Origin of the sequence: Mesorhizobium mediterraneum, from assembly GCF_002284565.1 — a bacterium.
Lineage (GTDB): Bacteria > Pseudomonadota > Alphaproteobacteria > Rhizobiales > Rhizobiaceae > Mesorhizobium > Mesorhizobium mediterraneum.
The window spans coordinates 119394-141049 of record NZ_NPKI01000002.1 but is presented as its reverse complement, the minus strand read 5'-3'; the positions used below and the strand labels follow the sequence as shown (position 1 = coordinate 141049).

The following is a 21656-nucleotide window of genomic DNA, read 5'->3' as shown; positions in this document are numbered from 1 at the left end:
CTCAACATTGCCGAAAGCTTGCGCCGCAAAGGGCGGATCGCTGGTTGCTAGCGGGCGGCGAGCTTATCCAACCGTTTGCAATACGGGCGGGCGCCGACGGGGACGATCTCATAGCCGGCGTCGTTCAACTGGAGCTTCATCTCCTCGAAATGCCGCTTTGAGCCGCTGACGATCGATTCAGGCGTGTAGTCCCAGCCGTTGCGGGCGGCATTGGCCAGGATGTCGGCATAGAGGCGCATGCTCGTGATTTTCACATCCGATTCCAGCACCTGCCTGCATCCTCTTGCGAACGACGGCGACTGGGCGGCGGAAAGACTCAAGATCGTGCATGCCAGCACTATGGAAACAGGACGCATGGAAACCTCCCCTGATTGCAGCTTGTTGCTGCAAGGGATCGTGCAATTTGTGCGCCTGCGGCGGGATCGGGCAGATGCAGTATTCGACCTCCTGCATTTGTAGTATTCTGTCCTGGGGCGGTTTCCATCATGACGGTCAATGACGCTTCGAAAGCGCAGACGCTCGATGCCTTGTCGGGCCGCGAGCGCGCGGTCGCGGAAAAATTCGCAGCCGGCATGACCTATCGCGAAATCGGCAAAGCTCTTTTTATTGCCCCGACCACTGTTCGCACCCACCTTGCGGCCATCTACGAAAAACTTGGGGTGCGCACCAAGATCGGGCTCGCGGCGTATTTTGGTGGCGCTTCCAGCGCTCGGCCGGACGGGCTATCACTCCCGTCGGACGCTCCGCCAGTGCTCGCCATATTCCCGATCGAATGCCTCAATTCCGAAGAGCGTTGGCGCCGCTTTGCCGACGGCCTGTCGTCGGACATCACCATCGACCTGGCACGTTACGCGGGCTTGCCTGTCATCGCCTTCCACACGATGAAATCGCTGGGCAGCAAGCCGGCCGATTTCGCGGCGGACGGCAAGGCGCTCGGCGTCACCTATATCGTATCGGGCCAGTTGCGCGCCGACGACCAGAGGATTCGCTTGACGATAGAGCTTGCCGATGCCCGTAGCGGTGTCAGCCTGTGGAGGGAGCGCTACGACCGCCCTGTCGAGGACATTTTCGCGCTGCAGGACAGCCTGACCGAAAGCATCATCAATGTGTTCGCCGGCAGTTACGGAACGCTTGCCACCGTCGGCCGCAATGCGGTTCGCCGCAAGCCGCCGGCCAGCTTGCGGGCCTATGACTGTTATCTGCTTGCCCTCGAACAGCACACCACGTTCAGCCGCGCCGGCAATGCCGAGGCGATCCGCCTGTTTTCACGCGCGCTGGAGCTTGACCCTACCTTCGCCAACTGCTGGGCCGAACTCGCCTATGCCTATTCGGTCGAGGCCTGCAACGGCTTTGGCGACGATGTGCTGACGTCGATCGAGAACTGGCGGACGGCGGCCGAAAACGCCTTGCGCCTCGACCCGACGGACAGCTGCGCTCACGCATGCCTTGGCAATGTCAGGGCATGCCTTGGCGATCTCGAAGGGGCGGAGCGCGCGCACCGGCGCGCTCTCGAATATGGCTCCAACCACGCCGGCATACTGCTGCTGCTGGCCGGCAGCAAGGCGCTTGTCGTCGGTGATCCGGCCGAGGCGATCCCGATCATCGAGCGTGCCATGCGCCTCAATCCATTGGCCCCGCCCTGGTATTTCGGCATGCAAGGCCGCATCCTGTTCGTCGCCGGCAGACACGAGCAAGCCATTGCGGCGCTCCGCAGGAGTTCGCCGGAGTCGCCGGACGTGCTGATGTTCCTGGCGCTTTCGCATGCGGCCATGGGCGAGGCCGGCGAGGCAGTGCGCGCCGCGGCCCGCTTGAGAGCCGAATTTCCAGGCTTTTCGGTCGAACGCTTCATCGCAGGCTATCCCGTGACCAACCGGGACGCGTTGCTTGCCATCCGCCACGCTGCCGGACTGGCGAAGCTGCCGTAGACCCCTACCGGTCGATCGTCACCATGACGCGTTCGTTGTAGCGCTCGCCCGAGACCTTGCCCGGCGCCAGCGCGTCGTCGAGCGCCTGCATTGCGGCGGCGTCGAGCTTGATCGCTGCGGCGGCGACGTTCTCCTCGAGGTACTTTCTGCGCTTGGTGCCGGGGATCGGCACGATGTCCAGCCCGAGGTCAGTGCCCTTGTGCAGCAGCCAGGCCAGCGCGATCTGGCCCGGCTTGACGCCCTTGGACGTGGCGATGTCGCGGACAATCCCGGCCGCCTGCACGTTGGCGTCGTAGTTGGCGCCCTGGTAGCGCGGGTCGCCGCGCCGGAAGTCGCCCTCCGGGTAGTCTTCGGCGCGCTTGACGTCGCCGGTGAGGAAGCCGCGGCCAAGCGGCGCGAACGGCACCAGGCCGATGCCGAGCTCACTGAGCAGCGGGATGATCTCCGGTTCCAGATTGCGTTCCCACAGCGAATATTCGCTCTGCACAGCCGACACCGGATGCACGGCATGCGCGCGGCGGATGTTGGCGGCGCTGGCCTCCGACAGGCCGAAGTAACGCACCTTGCCTTCAGCGATCAGTTTGCCAACAGCACCCGCCACATCCTCGATTGGCACCGCCGGGTCGACGCGGTGCTGGTAGAGCAGGTCGATATGGTCGGTGGCGAGCCGGCTGAGCGAGCCTTCGACCGCCTCGCGGATATGCTCGGGCCGGCTGTTGCGGTCGGTGCCGATTTGCTTGCCGTTTTCGATACGAAAGCCGAATTTGGTGGCGATCGTCACCTCGTCGCGCCGGCCCTTCAGGGCGCGGCCGAGCAGTTCCTCATTGGTGTGCGGGCCATAGACTTCTGCCGTGTCGAGGAAGGTGCAGCCGAGCTCGATGGCGCGATGCAGCGTGGCGATCGATTCCGCCTCGTCGGCCGGGCCGTAGGACTGGCTCATGCCCATGCAGCCGAGGCCGATCACCGATACCTGCAGCCCCTGGCTGCCCAGCTTGCGTGTGCTCAAGGTCATGGAAGAGATCTCCGGAAAAGCGTCAGGGTTCGTATGCGTCAGGACGATATAGAGCGTTCGCTTAGTTTCCACAGTCGCTCGGCTGAGGGCTAATCGCACGATCGCGTGAGCCGAAGAGGATCACCGTCAGCCTTTCCTGGCAACCAGCAGCAAAGGCTCGCGCTCCGGCGTCGTCACCGAAAAGCCGGACGGGCCGACCGTGTCGAAGAAGCGGTGGAATATCTCGATGAAGACCCGCACGAAGAGCGGCTTTGCCGAACCGTACATGTCGGCGACGATCAGTGTCGGTGGCGGCAATTCGTCGAAGATCGGTTTTCGAACGATCTCGTCGCCATCGGCGGTGGCCCGGCCGATCGGCCGCATGTTGAGGATGGCCATGCCGAAGCCCGAGGCGACCGCCGAGCGGACCGTCTCGTAGGAGCGCGTGCGAAAGCGCACCTCCGGTCGTTTGGCCAGCACGTCAAACAAGGTCAGGAGATAGGTTGCGGTGTGCGGCAGATCGAGCAGGACCAGCGGCCGCTCCGCCAGTTCCGCCAACCAGATGCCGTGGCGCGCGGCGAGGGGATCATCGGCATTGAGCACGGCGTGCGCCGGCACCTTGCAGATCCGGGTGACGCTGTCGATGCCGATCGGCCCGATGTCGTAGAGAATGGCCAGGTCGATCTGGCCGGCGACAAGCCGTTCCTGAAGCTGGACCTGGTCGGCCTCGACCAGGTCGATCTCGACATCGCCGACGCTGTCGATATAGCTGCGCAGCATTTCCGGCATGAATAGCGCTCCGAACGGCTCGAAACAGCCGATGCGCAGGACTTTCGGCACGCGGCCGCTGAGATCGCCGATCGACCGGTTGAACTCGGTTTCCGCCGCCAGCATGACGCGGGCTGCTGCGACGAAGCGTTGGCCGGCCGGCGTGATGGAGACGCCGCGCGCCGGCCGCCTGTCGAAAATACGCGCCTCCATCTCGGCCTCGGCTAGCGTGATCGCCGCCAGGATGGATGATTGCGAGATGTAGAGCGATTTGGAGGCCGCCAGCACGCTGCCGAGGCGAGCGACTTCGCAGACATAGCGCAACTGCCGGACGGTCAGGTTCATAGAAAATCCAATTGTTGCATTTAATAGCGCATGTTACTCGCAATAATACATTTTGTGGAAGTGCAGAAACCCGCCAGACTGCCTCTGCTGACAAGGCTGCCGAAAGAGTGGCCATGGAACGAGGGGTTCGAACTGCATGCCGAATGGGATATCTCCCATTGCCGACGCCGATGATCTGTGCCGCCTGAGCGCCGCGGAGCTTAACGTTGCCTATCGCGCTGGATCGCTATCGCCCGTCGAGGTGACGATGGCGGCGCTTGCTCGCGCCGAAGCGATCAATCCGCTTTTCAACGCCTTCACCATGATCGACCGCAAGGCTGCGATCGAGGCCGCCGGCGCCTCCGAAAAACGCTGGCGGGCAGGCGAGCCGCTGTCCGCCGCCGACGGCATACCCACGACGCTCAAGGACATCGTCTGGGTCGAGGGCTGGAGCGTTCGCTATGGCAGCAGGACCACGCCGGCTGCGCCCTGCGACAGGGATGCGCCCGCCGTTGCCCTGCTGCGCCGAGCGGGCGCTGTCTTCATTGGACAGACGACGACGCCCGAATTCGGCTGGAAGGCGATCACCGACAGCGGGCTTTGCGGCATCACGCGCAATCCCTGGAATGCCGAAAAGACGCCCGGCGGCTCTTCCGGCGGCGCGGCGGTGGCGGCTGCCACCGGAGCCGGCGTCTTCCACCTCGGCACCGATGGCGGCGGATCGATCCGTATCCCGGCCTCCTTCACCGGCATCGCCGGACTGAAGCCGACCTTCGGCCGCGTGCCGGCCTATCCGTCGAGCGCATTCGGAACCGTCGCCCATATCGGGCCGATGGCGCGGACCGCGCAGGACCTTTCCGTCATGACGCAGGCGATGTCCGGTCGCGATCTCAGCGACTGGCAGCAAGGCGCGGGAACGCTGGCGCCGCTTGGCCGGATCGATGCGACGCTGCAAGGAGCCCGGGTCGGCTACTGGTCGAAGCCGCCATCCGGCGTGCTGGATGAAGAGATTGCCGCCGCCGTGTCCCACGCGCTGACGTATTTCAGCGCGTTTGGCGCGACGGTCGAACCCATTGATCTCCCCGGCGGCGATCTGCTCGATCTGTTCCAGTCCCATTGGTTCACCGGTGCCGCTGCGCGTCTGGCGCTGATCCCTGAGAACGAACGGGCAGGGATCGATCCGGGCTTCCTGGAGATCGCCCGGGCCGGGGCGGCGTTCGACGCCAAGGCACTGGTCGCCGCACAGTTACAGCGCGGCGAATTCGGCGCCGCCATGGATCGGCTGCTCGACACCTATGACTTCATCGTTTCGCCGGGAACATCGATCCCGGCCTTCGACGTCGGGCTTGAAGTGCCTTCGGGCAGCGGCCTGTCGCGCTGGACCGAATGGGCGGCATTCAGCTATCCAATCAATCTCAGCCAGCAACCGGCCTGCGTCATCCCTTGCGGCATGACGGCGGCGGGCCTGCCGGTCGGCTTCCAGATCATCGGTGCGCGTGGCGACGATGCCCAAGTGCTTTCCGCGGCGGCCGACCTGGAAGCCGCCTTTCGGCCGCTGACGCAAGCGTTTCGCCTGAAGGATTTCGCCTGACCTATTCGCATAAAGAACAGACCGTAACCGACGACAAAAAAGGGGAATTTTGCCATGATCAACAGACGTGCAATGCTGCAAGGGGTAGTCGGCGCGGGAGCTGGCGCTGCTCTTCTTGCCGACATGAACAATGCCGCGATCGCCCAAGACGCCACCCCCATTCCGGTCGGCTCGGCCCTGCCGATGTCCGGTATCGCCGCCGCCGACGGCATCGAGTTCAAGAACGGCCTCGACCTCGCCGCCGAGGAGATCAATGCGGCGGGCGGCATTCTCGGCCGGCCTGTCGAGATCCACATCGAAGACACCAAGGAAATGGGCGCCGATCTGGTCAGCCAGTCGATGCAGCGCCTGATCGATCGTTTCACCGCCCCGGTCATCATCAACGGCTACAATCTCGGCACCAACATGATCGAGATGGACGTCGCCGCCGACAATGACGTCATCATGATGCACTACAACACGCTGATTTCGCACAATGAGAAGTTCAAGACCGACCCGGCCCGCTACTACAGTTCCTTCCAGGGCGATCCGCCGGAATTCTGGTATGGTCCCGGCTGCCTGAATTTTCTCAAGACGCTAGCCGCGGACGGCAAATGGAAGGCGCCGAACAAGAAGATCGCCATCATCCCGTCGGCCAATGAATATTCGATCGTCATCGCCAATGCGATCCGCGACAAGGCCGCCGAATATGGATTCGAGGTTAGCCTGTTCGAGACGGTTCCGTTCCCGACCAACCAGTGGGGTCCGACACTGGCGAAGCTCCGGCAGGATCCGCCGGCGGCGATCCTGGTCACGCATTTCTTGCCGCAGGACCTGGCGCAGTTCATGGTCCAGTTCCTCGCCGAGCCGATCAACAGCCTGATCTATATGCAGTACGGGCCGTCGTTGCCCGCGTTCCGCGAGATCGGGGGCGAGGCGGTCAACGGCGTTGTCTATTCGACAGTGATCGGCTGCCTGCCGGACGATTTCTCCAAATCGTTCCGCGAGAGTTACCGGGCGAAATTCGGTCCGAACTCCGCTTACATCACCGGATCGCAGACCTATGACGGCCTATGGATGTGGGCGCTTGCGGCGGCAATCGCCGGCGGTCCGGGCGAGCCGTTCAACAAGGAGCAGACCACCAAGGTAGCCAATGCCATGAAACGCCTGGTCTATCGCGGGGTCAACGGCACCTACCGGGCCGATCCGGCGGGTCAGTCGGCGTTCTGCTACCCGACGCAGGTGGCGGATCCGTCGCTCGGCATGCCGCACCAGTTCCTGCAACATCAGGATTACAAGACCGATCCGAAACTGATCGCGCCGGTGCTCTATGCGACGGACGGCTTTATCCTGCCGCCATGGATCAAATGAACGGATGAAGGGACGCAGCGGACAAGACCGGCCGGCTCGTGCGTCCGACCGGTCTCCATGAGGTGAAAGAAGAGATGCCAGGCAAACGAGATGACTGAGGCCGCAGGCCCGATGCTGGTTTGTGACGGCGTCGTCAAACGGTTCGGCTCGCTGGCCGCCGTCGACGGCGTGTCGATGGTAGTCAATCCGGGCGAGATCGTCGGCATTGGCGGGCCGAACGGCGCCGGCAAGACGACTTTTTTTGATGTCGTGACCGGGATCACGCCGGCCAGCGCCGGCCGCGTGCATTTCGGCGACACCGACATTTCAACTTTGGGAGCCGACCGCATCTGCCAGCTCGGCATGGCCCGGACCTTCCAGCTCAATGCCGCCTTCGATAGCTTGACGGTTCGCGAAAACATCGAGATCGCCGCCTATTTCGGCCGCCAGCGGCGCAGGCTGGCTGGCTTCCGCCTCGGCGAGGATGTCCGGCAGGCAACAATAGAGGCGCTGGATTTCGTCGGACTTGCGGGCAAGGCTGAAGAGACCGTGGCGCGGCTGCCGGTGCTCGACCGCAAGCTCCTGATGATCGCCGGTGCCATCGCCACCAAGCCGAAGATGCTGTTCCTCGACGAGCCGGTCGGCGGGCTCAACGTCGCCGAGATCGACCAGATCATGGCGATGGTGCTGAAATTGCGCGATCAGGGACTGACTATCGTGCTGATCGAGCATGTCATGCGCTTTCTCCTGGCGCTGTCCAGCCGCGTCATCATCATGCACCACGGCAAGGTGATCTTCGAGGGCAGGCCGGACAAGGTGGCCGAGGACCAGACCGTCGTCGAAACCTATCTGGGACAAGGCACGCAGAAGCGGCTGAAGAAATTCTTCGACGACCAGGCCGCAACGAGCCCGGTCGAGGGGGCGCAATGACGAGCGCAGCCGCCAAACCGCCCGTCCTGCAGCTCGACGCCATCGTCTCCGGCTATGACGGCCTTGAGGTGCTCAAGGGCATTTCGCTGACCGTCCGTGCCGGAGAATTCGTCACCGTCGTCGGCCCGAACGGCCATGGCAAATCGACGCTTCTCAAGACGATCTCCGGCCTCGTGCCGCTACGCGGCGGGCAGATCAGCATCGACGGCCAGCGCCTGTCCGGAAAGCCACACGAAACGGCGATGCTGGGCGTCGCCCACGTGCCGCAGGGCGACATGCTGTTTGCGCAGATGAGCGTGCTCGAAAACCTGCTGATGGGCGCCTATCTGGCGCCGGACAAGGCCGAGATCAAGCGCCGGCTGGACGAGGTCTACACGCTTTTGCCGAAGCTCGCCGACCGCCGCGACCAGGTCGCCTCGAGCCTGTCCGGCGGCGAACGGCGCATGGCCGGCATCGGCCGCGGCCTGATGATGGGCGGGCGCATCCTGTTGATCGACGAGCCGTCGCTCGGCCTGGCGCCGCTGATCATCGATCAGGTCTACGGCGTCATTGCCGAACTGAGCAAAGCCGGCCGGACGATCCTCCTCGTCGAGGAGAACCCGGCGCGGGTCGAGGACCTCGCCGACCGCCTGCATCTGCTCGACGACGGCGCTATTGTCTGGTCGGGCAAGCCCGCCGAACTGATGGCGCGAGACGAGCTCCTCGCAACCTATCTTGGAGGCTGACGCCATGACCGACGTTCTCATGGCCATTCTTGTCGCCGGCTTCACGTCCGGCGCGCTCTATGCCCTGGCGACGGTCGGGCTGTCGCTGGTCTGGGGCTCGATGGGCATGCTCAACATGGCCCATGCGGCGATGCTGACGCTTGGCGGCTATGTCGCCTTCACGGTGATCACCTCGCTCGGCCTGCCGATCGCTATCGGCTTTGCCGGCGCCATTCTCGTGGGCGCCGCGGCCGGTGCGATCCTTTATTTTGCGATCGTTCGCAATCTCCTGAAGAACGACAAGTCGACATTCGAAGCCAACGTCATGATCGCCACGGTCGGCATCGGTATTGCGCTGGAGAATGCCATCCTGCTGACGTATGGCGGACAGCCGCTGAAGCAGCCGGTCTCGATTACCGGCGCCTTCCGCCTCGGGCCGCTGACGCTGCCGTGGCAAAACCTTTTGATCATCGCGGTCGTCGTCGTCATGATGGTGGTGGTCTCGCTGGCGCTCGGCCGCACGCGGATGGGCCGGGCGATCCGGGCGACGGCGCAGAACCGCGATGCGGCCCAGCTCATGGGCGTCGCCGTCAACCGCGTCTATCTGCAGGTGCTGATGCTGTCCGGCGCGCTCGCCGGCATCTGCGGCGTGATGGTATCGTCGATGACGCAATTGTCACCGCCGCTCGGCAACGATCCGATGCTGAAAGCCTTCATCATGTGCGTCGTCGCCGGCCTCGGCAATCTGCCGGGCGCCGTCGCCGCCGCGCTTGGCCTGGCGCTGCTCGAATCCTTCGTCCAGTACGCGCTTGGCGCCCGCTGGGGCTTTCCGTCGCTGCTGTTCGTGGTCATTGCCGTGCTGATCTGGCGACCGTCCGGCCTCTTCGGCCGCGCCGAAATCCGGCGCATGTGAGGGCATCATGACAGATACCAGATCCATGTCGCGGTCAGCCAAAACCGATCTTGCCATCAGCCTGGTGCTGATCGCTGCGGCGGTTGCGCTGCCCTTCATGATCGACAGCCGCTACATTCTCGGCCAGATCGTGCTGGCGCTGTTTTATGCAACGATCGCATCGCAGTGGAACCTTTTGTTCGGCTTCTCCGGCATCTTCTCGCTGGCGCAAATGGCGATCTTCGCCTTCGGCGGCTACGCGACGGCGATGCTCTGCTTCTATTTCGGCTGGAACGTCTGGGCGGCCCTTGTGCCCGGCGCGCTCGGCGCCGTGCTGTTCTCGCTCGTCGTTGGCCTGGCCTGCCTGCGGCTGACTGGCGTCTATGTGGCGCTGCTGACCCTAGCGATTGCCCAGACGATGTATCTGCTGATCGTCACCGACACCGAGTGCTTCGTCATGGTTGGCTCGGTCTGCCGCCAGTTCACCGGCGGCGCCGTCGGCTTTGCCCGGTTCGGCGATCTTGGCACCAGGGCCTTGCTGAGAGCGCAGTGGCTGGTCGGCAACTATGCGATCATTGCGGTGCTGTTCGGCATCACCATGGTCTTCACCTACGCGATCGTTAAAAGCCCGATCGGCCTCGCCTTCCGGGCGCTGAAGGACAATCCCGGCTATGCGGTGGCGCGCGGCGTCAACCGCTTCCAGGCGCAGCTTCTGGTCTTCGGGATTTCCGCTTTCTTCACCGGGCTGGCCGGCGGCTTCTATGCCGCGCATTTCCAGGCGATCGGCCCCGGTGTGCTGTCGATGTCGCAGCTGATGTTCATCATCGCCATCGTCGTGGTCGGCGGTGTCGGCACGTTCTGGGGACCGCTTGTCGGCACCGTGGTGCTGGTCCTGGCCGACGAGCTGATGCGCGAGAGCGGCGAGTTCCGCACGCTCGGCCTCGGCCTGATCATCGCCCTGTCGGTGGTGCTGATGCCGAAGGGGCTGGTCGGCCGCTTTGGCGATCTTGTCCGCTGGCTGACGCGCAAGCGCAGCGGCCCAACGAACAGCAAGCCAGTAATGAGCAACATTGTGCAAAGCCCGGCTGCGGCCGGAAAATGAGAGACCGACGATGTTCGACACGATCATAGTGGGTGCCGGCTCGGCCGGCTGCGTGCTGGCAAACCGGCTCAGCGCCGATCCTGCCCGCAAGGTGCTACTGCTGGAGGCGGGACGCGAAGCGCCGCTCGCCTCGGACGTGCCGTCGGACTGGCCGACCATGTTCAATACCGCCGTCGATTGGGGCTATTACACCGAGCCGCAGGTCGGCTGCCGCGGCAGGCGGGTGTTCTGGCCGCGCGGCAAGATGATCGGCGGTTCCGGCGCGCTGAACGCGATGATCTATATTCGCGGCCTGCCGTCCGACTACGATGGCTGGGCCGCCATGGGCTGCCCGGGCTGGGCCTGGAGCGACGTGCTGCCGGTGTTCAAGGCCTGCGAAAGCAATGCCGAGCTTGGCAACGATCCGCTGCACGGCGCCAATGGGCCGCTGCATATCGGCAATGTCGGGCATGTCGATCCCAACGAGCTCGCCTGGATCGAGGCCTGCAAGGCCGCCGGCTACCAGCACAACCGCGATTTCAACGGCGTCGAGCAGGAAGGCGTCGGCCTCTTCCAGTTCACCATCAAGAACGGCGAACGCTGGGGCACAGGCAAGGCTTATCTGCGCCCGGCGCGGCAACGTCCCAACCTCACGGTGAAAACCGGGGTGCTGGCGACGGGCCTGATCGTCGAGAAGGGCCGGGCCAAAGGCATCCGCTATCTGGTCAACGGCGTGCCGGAGACTGCCTTTGCCGAGAGCGAGGTGGTGCTGTCGTCGGGCTCGATCGGCAGCTGCCAGCTGATGCTGCTTTCCGGCATCGGCCCGGCCGACGAACTCAGGAGCGTCGGCGTCGATCCCGTCCACGATCTGCCGGGCGTCGGCAAGGATCTGCAGGACCATATCAACATTCCGATCACCTTCTACACCAAGGACAAGATCGGCGTCGGCGCCTGGACCGACGAGACGCTGCAGCGGGATTTTGCGGAGTGGCAGACATCGCGCAGCGGCCCGCGCTCCTCACCCTGGGTGGCGGCCGGCGGCTTCGTCAGGAGCCGACCGGATGTCGAACCGGACCTTCAGCTTTACGGCGCCATCAGCCCGCATCGCGACTATGTGCGGTTCCTGTCGTCGAAGCCCGGCATCACGCTGCACACCACGCTGCAGCGGCCTGACAGCCGCGGCGAGATCCGCCTGCGCTCGGCCAATCCCATCGAATATCCGGCGATCGACCCGCGTTACTTCGCCAGCGACGAGGACGGATCGGATATCGCCACGCTGGTAGAGGGCATTCGCATCAGCCGCCGGATCGCGGCGGAGTCGCCACTCAAAGAAATGCTGGTCGGCGAAATCACGCCAAGCGCCGAATGCGAAAGCGATGCCGAGATCGCCGAGTACATTCGTGGTCACTGCACGACGCTCTACCACCCGACCAGCACCTGCCGCATGGGCACCGACGCGATGGCCGTCGTCGATCCCGCGTCGATGAAGGTGCATGGGCTGGACGGGCTTTGCATCGCCGACGCCTCGGTCTTTCCAAAGATGGTTTCCGGCAACACCAATGCGCCGACGATCATGATCGCCGAACGCGCCGCATCGATGATCCTGGGAGGATAAGAAACAACATGGCGACGGGTTGGAACTTCCATGAACTCTATCTCTGGCACGAGACTGGGAACGCCGCGCAGTTCTTTCAGCCGAGCCTGACCATCGAACCGGGCGAGCATGCCGAGAATGCCGCGACCAAACGCCGGTTCCGCAACCTCATGGAGGTTTCAGGCCTCACCGAAAAGCTGTCGAAGATCGCCTCGGTCGCGGTGAGCGAGGACGATCTCGCCCTGTTTCACGATCGTGACTACATCCGCCGCATCAAGACGCTCAGCGACGAGCGCGGCGGCGATGCGAGCTATCTCACCCCCTTCGGTCACGGCAGTTACGAGATCGCCTGCCTGGCGGCTGGCGGCACCGCTGCGGTGATGGATGCGGTGCTGAGCGGCGATATCGACAATGGCTACGCGCTGGTGCGCCCGCCCGGTCATCATGCCGAGCGCGCGCAAGGCCTGGGCTTTTGCCTGTTCGGCAATGTTCCAGTCGCCATCCTGAAGAACCGGGCCAAACACGGCTTTGAGCGGGTAGCCACCGTCGACTGGGACGTCCATCACGGCAACGGCACCCAGTCGGCCTTCTATTCGGATCCGTCGGTGCTGACGATCTCGATCCACCAGGACGGGCTCTATCCGCCTGATAGCGGCTTTCATAGGGAACGCGGCGAGGGCAGGGGCGAAGGCTACAACATCAACGTGCCGCTGCCGGCCGGATGCGGCCACGGCGCTTACATGTCGGTATTCGACCGCATCGTGCTGCCGGCGCTCACTCGCTATAAGCCCGATCTCATCGTCGTGCCATCGGGCTTCGATGCCTCGGCGGCCGATCCGCTGGGGCGCATGATGCTGCACAGCGGCAGCTACCGCGAAATGACGCGGCTGCTGATGCAGGCGGCCGACGATCTCTGCGGCGGGCGGCTGATGATGTCGCATGAAGGCGGCTATTCGGCTTCCTACGTGCCCTATTGCGGCCTGGCGGTGATGGAGCAATTGTCCGGCATCAGGACTGATATCGATGATCCTTTCCTGCCGGTCTTCGAAGGCTACGCCGGCCAGCCCCTGCAGCCGCATCAGGCGGCCGTCATAGCCAGGGCGGAGGAATTGGTGGGCGGTATCGGATAGTGGATGTGAGTAGTGCCGGGTGGCTCTCGCCCCGGCGCAGCTTGCCCAATGTCATGCGGCAGCGGCTTCGAAAGCTGACGCTCCCAGGCTGGCTGGGCGAAAAAGGTGGCCTGATCATCCCAAATTGACACGACAGCCGGTCTCGGCCATCCTTATACCAGCCGTGTTTTTCCTGCGGCAGCGTGTGTGAGCGAGTTATGGCCAGTTCCGTCACCAGCCAGAAATCCAAGCGCGCCGCGGTGCGCAAGGCTCTCGACCGCCACAAGGTCTACATCACCGCACAGAGCTTTTCCGCCGGCGCCTACAAGGCGCGTGTCCTCGTTGACGGCGAGGCCTACTGGGTCGACGAATTCCGGCTGAGCCAGCTTCAGCAGGGTCTGTCGCCGGCCGAGCTCGAATTGACGCCGGCCACTGACGATTGAGCTGTGTGAGGCACGACATCGGCCCGCCACATGCTGACAAAATGATTCATGTGATGTGGGTCAAGCCGTTGTTTTTACGCGGCCGACGCATCCCGCTTGGCATGCGCATATGACGTCGAAGCTCAAGGCCTATCGCGCCAAGCGCGAATTCAGCAAGACGCCGGAGCCCGTTGGCGGGCTGGTTGCCGGAGAAGGCAACCGCTTCGTCGTGCACAAGCATCACGCCACCGCCGACCACTATGATTTGCGTTTGCAAGTCGGCGATGTGCTGAAGAGCTGGGCGGTGCCTCGCGGCCCGTCGCTCAATCCCGCCGACAAGCGGTTGGCGGTCGAGACCGAGGACCATCCGCTCGAATATATCGACTTCGAAGGCGTCATTCCCGAGGGCGAATATGGCGGCGGGCCGATGATCGTCTGGGACACCGGCGTCTGGGCGCCGATGGACGACGTCGAAAAGAGTTTGCGCACCGGTTCCTTCAAGTTCCGACTGGCCGGCGAGAAGCTGAATGGCGGTTGGATGCTAGCGCGGCTGAAACCGAAGCCTAGTGAGGATGAGGGCAAAAAGAACTGGCTGCTGTTCAAGGAGCGCGACCTCGCCGCCGACGCCAAGCTCGACATACTGGAAGCCCGGCCGGAAAGCGTCAAATCGGGACGGCGCATCGAGGAGCTGGTGGCAACGCCGAAGCCTGCCGCAAGGCCTGCGAAACCGGTCGTGCTGAAGCCCGGCGCTTTGCCGGGCGCCGTCAAGGCGCCGGCGCCCGCCCGCATCGAGCCACAGCTGGCGACGCAGGTTCCGAAGCCTCCGGGCAGTGAACACCCCGCGGAAAAAACGCGCGAAGTCTGGCTGCACGAGATCAAGTTCGACGGCTACCGCACCATGGCGCATCTGGCTAAGGGTGAGGTGCGGCTGATCACCCGCGCCGGCATCGATTGGACCAAGCGCTATGGCGACCTGCCGCATGCCTTCGCCAGGCTGCCCTGTCGCGAGGCTGTTATCGACGGTGAGATCGTCGTGGTCGACGCCAAGGGCATCAGCCGCTTTGCCCTTTTGCAGGACGCGCTGGCCGAAGGCGCCGGCAACAAGCTCCACTTCTATGCCTTCGACCTTTTGTACCTCGACGGATGGGACCTGAGAAAAGCGCCGCTCGGCCGGCGCAAGGCGTTGCTGTCGCAGTTGCTGTCCGGCCTCGGTGCCAACTCCGCCATCCAGTTCAGCGATCATGTCGAAGGCGACGGGCAGGGGCTCTATGACCAGGCCTCCGAACTGGGGCTGGAAGGCGTCGTCTCGAAACGCGCCACGGCAACCTACCAGAGCGGCCGCACCAAGACCTGGACCAAGACCAAGGCGCTCAAAACCGGCGACTTCGTCATCGCCGGCTACACCACCTCCGACGCGGCCGAGGGGCTGGCGGCGCTCGGCATGGCCGAATTCGAGGACGGCGAATTGCATTATCGCGGCAAGGTCGGCACCGGCTTCGATGCCGCGACAGCAGGCGAATTGTTGGCCCGGCTGGAGCCGCTGCGCACCGGTGCGTCGGCGCCCGAAGGGGTTCCGCGCGAGATCATGCGCGAGATGAAATGGGTGCGGCCGCTGCTGTCGGCCCGCATCCACTATGCCAACCGCACGGCAGACAATGCGCTGCGCCATGCCGTGTTCCGCGGGCTCAGGGATGTCGGCCTGTCGACGCCGGTGTCGGCCAAGCGCAAGCGGCTGATCGCCGAGGCCGACCTTGCAACGATCTGGGTGACCAACCCGACGCGGCGGCTATTCGGCAAGACCGGACCGACCAAGCTCGATATCGCCGTCTACTACGCGCTGGTCGGCGACTTCATGCTGCCGCATATTCTCGGCCGCCCGGTGTCGCTGGTGCGCTGCCCGACCGGCAAGCCGCAGGACTGTTTCTTCCAGCGCCATGCCTTCACCGGCATGCCGCCTTCGGTCGTCACATTCGAGGCGACCAATTCCGAGGGCGAGACCAAGTCCTATCTGTCGGTCGAGGGCGCCAAGGGCTATCTGGCGCTGGCGCAGTTCGGCGTCGTCGAGTTCCACACCTGGGGCACCCACCGCACGCGGCTCGACAAGCCCGACCTGATCGTTTTCGACCTCGATCCGGGCGAGGGCATCGCCTGGCGCGAGGTGGTCGAGGCGGCAGTGCATATCAAGGGCGAGCTGGAGGCGATGGGGCTAGTGCCGTTCGCGAAAACCTCGGGCGGCAAGGGCATCCATATCACCGTGCCGGTGACGCAAAAACAGAACTGGAAGAAGCTGCACCAGGCGACCAGCGCCATTTCCTCGGCATTGGCCGTCTCCGCGCCCGACACCTTCACCACCACCATGGGCAAGGACAACCGCAAGCGGCGCATATTCATCGACTATCACCGCAATGCGCGCGGCCATACTTCGGCGGCACCTTACTCGCTGCGCGCCCGCACCAACCTGCCGGCTTCGACGCCGGTGAGCTGGTCCGATCTGGAATCCATCGACGCTCCGCAGGATTTGAATTATTCTTCCCTGCCGGGCCTTCTGGCCACCTCCGGCGATCCCTGGGCCGACATGGAAGATTTCGCTAGGGATTTGCCGGTATTGTAGGTGGGATGTAGGATTTCCGCAGCACCGTTCGTCCTCCGGACGAAGCGCTGCAAACAGTTCGACAGTGCACGGCCGCGTAGGAGAGAATTCATGGCGCCCAGGGCAAGTTGGAAAGGTTACCTCAAGCTCAGCCTCGTCAGCTGTCCGGTCCGGCTCTATCCGGCCACCAGTGCCAGCGAGCGCATCAGCTTCAACCAGTTGCACAAGAAGACGCACAACCGCATCAACATGAAGCCGGTCGATCCCGAGCTCGGGCTGGTCGAGCGCTCGGACCTGGTCAAGGGCTACGAGTACGAGGACAAGCAGTACATCATCATCGATGATACCGATCTCGACGCGGTGCGCATCGAATCCAATCATACGATGAACATCGAGGCCTTTGTCGACGAGGGCGAAGTCGACGTGATCTATCAGGACGCGCCCTATTACCTGGCACCCGATGGCGCGATGGCCGAGGAAACCTTCGCGGTGCTGCGCGAGGCCATGCGCCAATCCGGCAAGCTGGCGATCGCCCGCCTGGTGCTGTCCAGCCGCGAGCGCGTGGTGATGATCGGCGCACGCGAGAATGGCATGTTCGTCTGCACCTTGAGGAACCCGAATGAAGTGCGCGGCACGGCTGAATATTTTGGCAACATCCCGGCCGGCAAGCCCGACCCGGAAATGCTGCAGCTCGCCGAAGCGCTGATCAAGCAGAAGGAAACCACCTTCGATCCGAAGAATTACGAGGACCGCTACGAGATCGCGCTGATGGCGATGATCCGCGAGAAGCTCAAGGGCCACAAGCCGATCATCGCGGCTGCGCCCGAACGGGGCAATGTCATCAATCTGATGGATGCGCTGAAGGCGAGCCTGTCGCAATCGGCCAAGCCGCCCGCCAAGTCGAAGAGCAAGGCCGATGAGGCGGCGAAGCCCGCGGCCAAGAAGGCGGCAGCAGGCGGTGCTGCCAAGGAAAATCCGCTAAAGGCCAATCTGCTGAAGGCCGTCGGCAAGAGCAAGGCGTGACGGTCCCCGCCGGCGGCATCTTCGGCGTCGTCGGCGCGCTGGCGGCGTTTCCGCTTCGGCTGGCGGCGCGTGAGGTCGAGCGTCAGCAGGGCCAGTTGCGGCGCGGCGTCACCAGGCGCACCAGCCATGTTGTGTTCGGCCGCATTTATCTCGCCAAGGCCGGGGACGCCGAGATCGAGCGCCGCGTCGCGGCCGAGCGCGCGACCGGCCGTAAGCTGATCAGCGAGAACGGCTTTTTGCGCCTGCTCGGGCTGATGAAGGCGCCGGAGGCCTCGGCCCTGTCGCGGCAGTCGCTTCTCGACCAGTCACGGCTGGCCGCATCCGACCTTGACCTGTTGTCGCTTTTCGACGCCTTCGAGCATGATGGCGAACCCTATTCGTTTCGCGACCTGATCCTCGCCCGCAAATATGCCGGGCTGGTTGCTGGCGGCGCTTCGTGGGGGGCGATCGCGCGCTCCGTGCACCGCTCCGGCCCGGTCGCCTCGCTCACCGCCAAGTCACTCAATGTCGGCTCGCAGCATGGGCGCGCAGACGCGATCTATCTCGAGGGCGGCCAGAGTGAACTGGACGGCCAATTGCTGTTCGATCTGGGGTCGCCGGATGACGACACGCTGGAAGAATTGTTCGCCGACGCCGAAGCGGCGGAAGAGGCTGAACACCACGAGCAGGCGGCGGCACTCTACCAGCGCTGCCTAGCCATCGACCCGAGCGATGCGATTGCCGCCTTCAACCGCGCCAACTGCCTGCGCGCCGTTGGACGCGCAGCCGAGGCGGCGCATGACTATGCCCGCGCCATCAAATGTGATCCCGGTTTTGTCGAGGCATGGTTCAATTTGGCCGGGCTGATGAGCGACCAAAGCCGCGAGGCCTCCGCGCGCCGGCATCTGCAAAAGGCGATCGCGCTCGATGCCAATTATGCCGATGCGGTGTTTAATCTTGCCCGGCTGGAGTTCGACGCCGGCAACCTTGCCGAGGCACGGCGGAACTGGTCGCGCTACCTCGAGCTCGACGCCAGCTCCGAATGGGCACGCATGGCGGCCAAGGGGATACAGTTCGTCGATTTGCAGCTGGCGCAGAAATCGGCGGGGTGAGGCGATGGCGCTCCCTTCTCCCCTTGTGGGAGAAGGTGGATCGGCGCATTGGCGCCGAGACGGATGAGGGGTGCTGGAAGAAATGAGACGTTGGTATTCCGTCCAACACCCCTCATCCGACCGAGCTTCGCTCGGCCACCTTCTCCCACAAGGGGAGAAGGGGTCGTCAACGTTGGAGTTCCAATGACCACCTTCCTCTTCGACGGCCCCGACACCGCCCCCGTCACCATCCTGCTCGCCCATGGCGCCGGGGCGCCGATGGATTCGGCCTCGATGACCGCCACGGCAAAAGCGCTGGCCGAGGCCGGCTTCCGCGTCGCGCGCTTTGAATTCCACTACATGGCGGCCCGCCGCTACGGCCACCGCAAGCCGCCGCCGCGCGCCGAGACGGTGAACCCGGAATACATTAAGGCGATCGCCGACCTCAGGGCGAAGGGCGTGAAGGGGCCGCTCATCATCGGCGGCAAGTCGATGGGCGGACGCGTCGCCTCGATGATCGCCGACGAAACGTTCGCCGAAGGCAAGATCGCCGGGCTGCTCTGCCTGGGCTACCCTTTCCATCCGCCGGCCAAGCCGACGCAGTTGCGGACAAAACATCTCGCAGGGCTGAAGACGCCAACACTAATCTGCCAAGGCACACGCGACGAGTTCGGAACGCCGGACGAGGTCGCGACCTACGATCTTTCCGACCGCATCGAGATGCTGTGGCTGGAAGACGGCGACCACGATCTCAAGCCGCGCAAGAGCATCTCCGGCTTCTCCACTGCCGATCATCTGAGGACCGTGGCCGATGCGGTGAAGGCGTGGACCGAGCGCATCGTGCGCTGAAGCAGGCTGATGAAGATCGCCACGTTCAACATCAACAACATCAACAGCCGGCTGCAAAACCTGCTGGCCTGGCTGGCTGTCGCCGAACCGGACATCGTCTGCCTGCAGGAGCTCAAGGCGAGGCAGACGCAGTTTCCGCGCACCGCGCTCGCGGATGCCGGCTATGGCGCGGTGTGGGTGGGGCAGCCGACCTGGAACGGCGTCGCCATACTCGCGCGGGGTTCAGAGCCGGTGCTGACCCGCGAGGCGCTGCCCGGCGACGAGAGCGACCAGCAGGCCCGCTACATCGAGGCGGCGGTCAACGGCATCGTCGTCGCCTGCCTCTATGCGCCGAACGGCAACCCGCAGCCCGGTCCGAAGTTCACCTATAAGTTGGCTTGGCACGAGCGCCTGAACGCGCATGCGGCAGAACTGTTCGACACCGGCCTGCCGGTGGTGCTGGCCGGCGACTACAACATCGTGCCCGAGCCGCGCGACATCTACCCGACCCGCTCCTATGACGATAACGCGCTGGTGCAGCCGGAAAGCCGCGCCGCCTTCGCAGTGCTGCTAGACCAGGGCTGGACCGACGCGCTGCGCAAGAAGCACCCGAAGGACACGCTCTACACATTCTGGGATTATCGCCGCAACCGCTGGCCGCGCGACGCCGGCCTGCGCCTCGACCACATCCTGCTGTCGAAGAAGCTGGCGCGTCGGCTGACCGGGGCAGAGATCGACCGCGACGTGCGCGGCGAGACCGGCGCCAGCGACCACGCGCCGGTGTGGGTGGAGTTGCGGTGAGGGGGGAGAGCCAATCTCCCTGTGGGGGAGATTGGCTACTATCAGAAGGACATCGACAAGCCCGGCGCTGACCGGCATCATTGCGGGCGAAGCGGATAGCGGCCCGAGGGGAGCCCGATGAACAGGTTTGTCGACAGGCTGCTTGCGGTGCTGCTGCTGGCGATCGGCTTGCTCTGTTTCACACGTGTGTATTTCGCGCTGGGCGGCGAGGGCGCCGGCGAAGGCTTCGCGTCCGTGCGCCTGGCTTTGGTCGGGGCGGCGGGCGTTTGCTCAGCCCTTGCAGCCCTGCTGTTCTGGGCCGGCCTGTTGCCGGGCCGATCGACGCAAGATCCGAAGGTGCCGCTGTTCGGCAGGGGTGCCGAAACGCAACCCGCCGGACGATCACGCCTGCGGAAGATCTTCGTCGTCATTCCGTTCCTTGCCGTACTCGCTTTGGTGGCCGACCAACTCGGCCCCTGGTTGCGACAGCCACAGGACGCCGGCAAAAGCCTGACCGCCGAGCAACCCGCGCCGAGCACGCCGAAGGGCGAAGACGTCGCCAGCGCGGAACCGGTACAGCCGCCGGCTCCTGCCTCGCCATCCGAGGTCGCGCTTGCCCCACCCGCCTCACCGCCGGAGGCTGCTCCAGCCCCGCCACCGCAGACTGTTGCGCCGCTGCCCCAGGCTCCGCCGCCGCAGCCGACGCAGGCGGATGGCCACCGCGAGCCCGTCGTCTGGCTGGCAGTTGCGCCTGACGGGCACTCGATCCTGAGCGCCAGCACCGACCGCACGATCAAGCTCTGGGATATCGACGGCAAGCGCCTGATCCGCACTCTCGGCGTCCACAAGGACATGGCGCGGACAGCGCTTTTCCTGCCCGATGGGGCGCGGGCGCTGACGGCCGGCGACGATGGCGAGATCGTGCTGCGCCAGCTCTCCGATGGCGCTGTGCTGCATGTATTCTCGTCAGGCCAGAACGGTGGCGTCAACAAGCTCGCGATCAGTCCCGACGGCAAACGTGCGGTCAGCGGGCACGACACCGGCAGGGTCATCGTCTGGGATATCGAGAAAGGCTCGGTGCTGCATGTGATGCCGGGGCACGACTGGTCGATCAGCGGGATCGCCGTCTCGCCCGATGGCACACGCGCGATCAGCGGCAGTATCGAGGGCACGCTGAAGCTATGGGACATCGACACGGGCAAGCAGCTGCGCAGCTGGCACGGGCACGAGCGTGGCCCCTACGGCGTGGTGTTCATGGCCGACGGGCGCCATCTGATCACCGGCAGCGGCGACTATACGATCAAGCTCTGGGATCTCGACGTCGGTCGCGAAGTCCGCCGCCTCGATGGTCATTCGGGTACGGTCTATGCGCTGGCGCTGTCGACCGACGGCAAGCGGCTGCTCTCCGGTTCGCTCGACGGCACGGCACGGCTGTGGGACGTGGAAACGGGCAACGAGACCGCCCTGTTCGACAGCCGGTCCGGCCCGGTCTACGCGGTGGCATTCGCCGCCGACGGCACGGTGCTGACCGGCGGCTACGACCGCACCATCCGGGACTGGCCGGCAGGCGGCGGTGACGCGGTAGCGCTGTTTCCGGGCGCGCCGGAGTGATCGCCGTAAGCTCCTCCGCGCGGATTAGTTTCGAGGGCAAACGCGACCTGTACAAAATCGGCGCGAGGCCCCATCGTCGCGCAGGGTGCAGGGA

At 64.5% G+C, this 21656-nt stretch carries 19 protein-coding genes; 16 read left to right on the top strand and 3 right to left on the bottom strand.

The genetic code is table 11. The features are described from left to right. Nucleotides 1–47 precede the first annotated feature (47 nt). On the bottom strand, nt 48–356 hold the full coding sequence (locus CIT25_RS36120; RefSeq protein WP_158302494.1) for a hypothetical protein: 309 nt from the start codon (nt 354–356) through the stop codon (nt 48–50). Between the two features lie 129 nt (nt 357–485). Between CIT25_RS36120 and CIT25_RS01235 the strand changes: the two genes are divergently transcribed. Then, nucleotides 486–1925: a LuxR C-terminal-related transcriptional regulator gene (locus CIT25_RS01235; protein ID WP_095482753.1), complete on the top strand. Its 1440-nt coding sequence runs from the start codon at nt 486–488 to the stop codon at nt 1923–1925. A 4-nt stretch (nt 1926–1929) separates the two neighbouring features. Here CIT25_RS01235 and CIT25_RS01230 read toward each other — a convergent pair whose 3' ends face one another. Both CIT25_RS01230 and CIT25_RS01225 read right to left on the bottom strand, forming a co-directional pair. Further along, nucleotides 1930–2937: an aldo/keto reductase gene (locus CIT25_RS01230; RefSeq protein WP_095482752.1), complete on the bottom strand. Its 1008-nt coding sequence runs from the start codon at nt 2935–2937 to the stop codon at nt 1930–1932. A 126-nt stretch (nt 2938–3063) separates the two neighbouring features. Further along, nucleotides 3064–4029, bottom strand: a complete 966-nt coding sequence (locus tag CIT25_RS01225; protein ID WP_095482751.1) for a LysR family transcriptional regulator — start codon at nt 4027–4029, stop codon at nt 3064–3066. 136 nt (nt 4030–4165) lie between these two features. Between CIT25_RS01225 and CIT25_RS01220 the strand changes: the two genes are divergently transcribed. The 15 genes from CIT25_RS01220 (at nt 4166) to CIT25_RS01150 (ending at nt 21562) form a co-directional block, all read left to right on the top strand. Beyond that, nucleotides 4166–5599: an amidase gene (locus CIT25_RS01220; RefSeq protein WP_095482750.1), complete on the top strand. Its 1434-nt coding sequence runs from the start codon at nt 4166–4168 to the stop codon at nt 5597–5599. Nucleotides 5600–5653: 54 nt separating this feature from the next. After that, a complete protein-coding gene (locus tag CIT25_RS01215) occupies nt 5654–6949 on the top strand; it encodes an ABC transporter substrate-binding protein (RefSeq protein ID WP_095482749.1) in 1296 nt (431 codons plus the stop codon). Nucleotides 6950–7039: 90 nt separating this feature from the next. Next, complete coding sequence (locus tag CIT25_RS01210; RefSeq protein WP_095482748.1) at nt 7040–7858, top strand: ABC transporter ATP-binding protein; 819 nt, start codon at nt 7040–7042, stop codon at nt 7856–7858. Then, nucleotides 7855–8583 (top strand): ABC transporter ATP-binding protein, encoded by a 729-nt coding sequence (locus CIT25_RS01205; protein WP_095482747.1) that lies wholly within the window; start codon nt 7855–7857, stop codon nt 8581–8583. The genes CIT25_RS01210 and CIT25_RS01205 overlap by 4 nt, the downstream gene beginning before the upstream one ends. A gap of 4 nt (nt 8584–8587) precedes the next feature. Further along, complete coding sequence (locus CIT25_RS01200; protein WP_095482746.1) at nt 8588–9475, top strand: branched-chain amino acid ABC transporter permease; 888 nt, start codon at nt 8588–8590, stop codon at nt 9473–9475. Between the two features lie 7 nt (nt 9476–9482). After that, on the top strand, nt 9483–10556 hold the full coding sequence (locus tag CIT25_RS01195; protein ID WP_095482745.1) for a branched-chain amino acid ABC transporter permease: 1074 nt from the start codon (nt 9483–9485) through the stop codon (nt 10554–10556). Nucleotides 10557–10566: 10 nt separating this feature from the next. After that, nucleotides 10567–12150, top strand: coding sequence for a GMC family oxidoreductase (locus tag CIT25_RS01190; protein ID WP_095482744.1), 1584 nt, complete (start codon nt 10567–10569; stop codon nt 12148–12150). An 8-nt stretch (nt 12151–12158) separates the two neighbouring features. Further along, nucleotides 12159–13259 (top strand): class II histone deacetylase, encoded by a 1101-nt coding sequence (locus tag CIT25_RS01185; RefSeq protein ID WP_095482743.1) that lies wholly within the window; start codon nt 12159–12161, stop codon nt 13257–13259. 197 nt (nt 13260–13456) lie between these two features. Then, the gene (locus CIT25_RS01180; protein ID WP_095482742.1) at nt 13457–13681 is read left to right on the top strand and encodes a hypothetical protein; all 225 of its coding nucleotides are present in this window, start codon (nt 13457–13459) and stop codon (nt 13679–13681) included. A gap of 109 nt (nt 13682–13790) precedes the next feature. Next, complete coding sequence (gene ligD, locus CIT25_RS01175; RefSeq protein ID WP_095482741.1) at nt 13791–16271, top strand: DNA ligase D; 2481 nt, start codon at nt 13791–13793, stop codon at nt 16269–16271. A gap of 90 nt (nt 16272–16361) precedes the next feature. After that, a complete protein-coding gene (ku, locus tag CIT25_RS01170) occupies nt 16362–17273 on the top strand; it encodes a non-homologous end joining protein Ku (RefSeq protein ID WP_095482740.1) in 912 nt (303 codons plus the stop codon). After that, complete coding sequence (locus CIT25_RS01165; RefSeq protein ID WP_095482739.1) at nt 17270–18364, top strand: tetratricopeptide repeat protein; 1095 nt, start codon at nt 17270–17272, stop codon at nt 18362–18364. Before ku ends, CIT25_RS01165 begins: the two co-directional genes overlap by 4 nt. A gap of 183 nt (nt 18365–18547) precedes the next feature. Continuing rightward, nucleotides 18548–19192, top strand: a complete 645-nt coding sequence (locus CIT25_RS01160; RefSeq protein ID WP_095482738.1) for an alpha/beta hydrolase family protein — start codon at nt 18548–18550, stop codon at nt 19190–19192. Nucleotides 19193–19201: 9 nt separating this feature from the next. Beyond that, nucleotides 19202–19972: an exodeoxyribonuclease III gene (locus tag CIT25_RS01155; RefSeq protein WP_095482737.1), complete on the top strand. Its 771-nt coding sequence runs from the start codon at nt 19202–19204 to the stop codon at nt 19970–19972. A 117-nt stretch (nt 19973–20089) separates the two neighbouring features. Continuing rightward, on the top strand, nt 20090–21562 hold the full coding sequence (locus CIT25_RS01150; protein ID WP_095482736.1) for a WD40 repeat domain-containing protein: 1473 nt from the start codon (nt 20090–20092) through the stop codon (nt 21560–21562). The last annotated feature ends 94 nt before the right edge of the window (nt 21563–21656 follow it).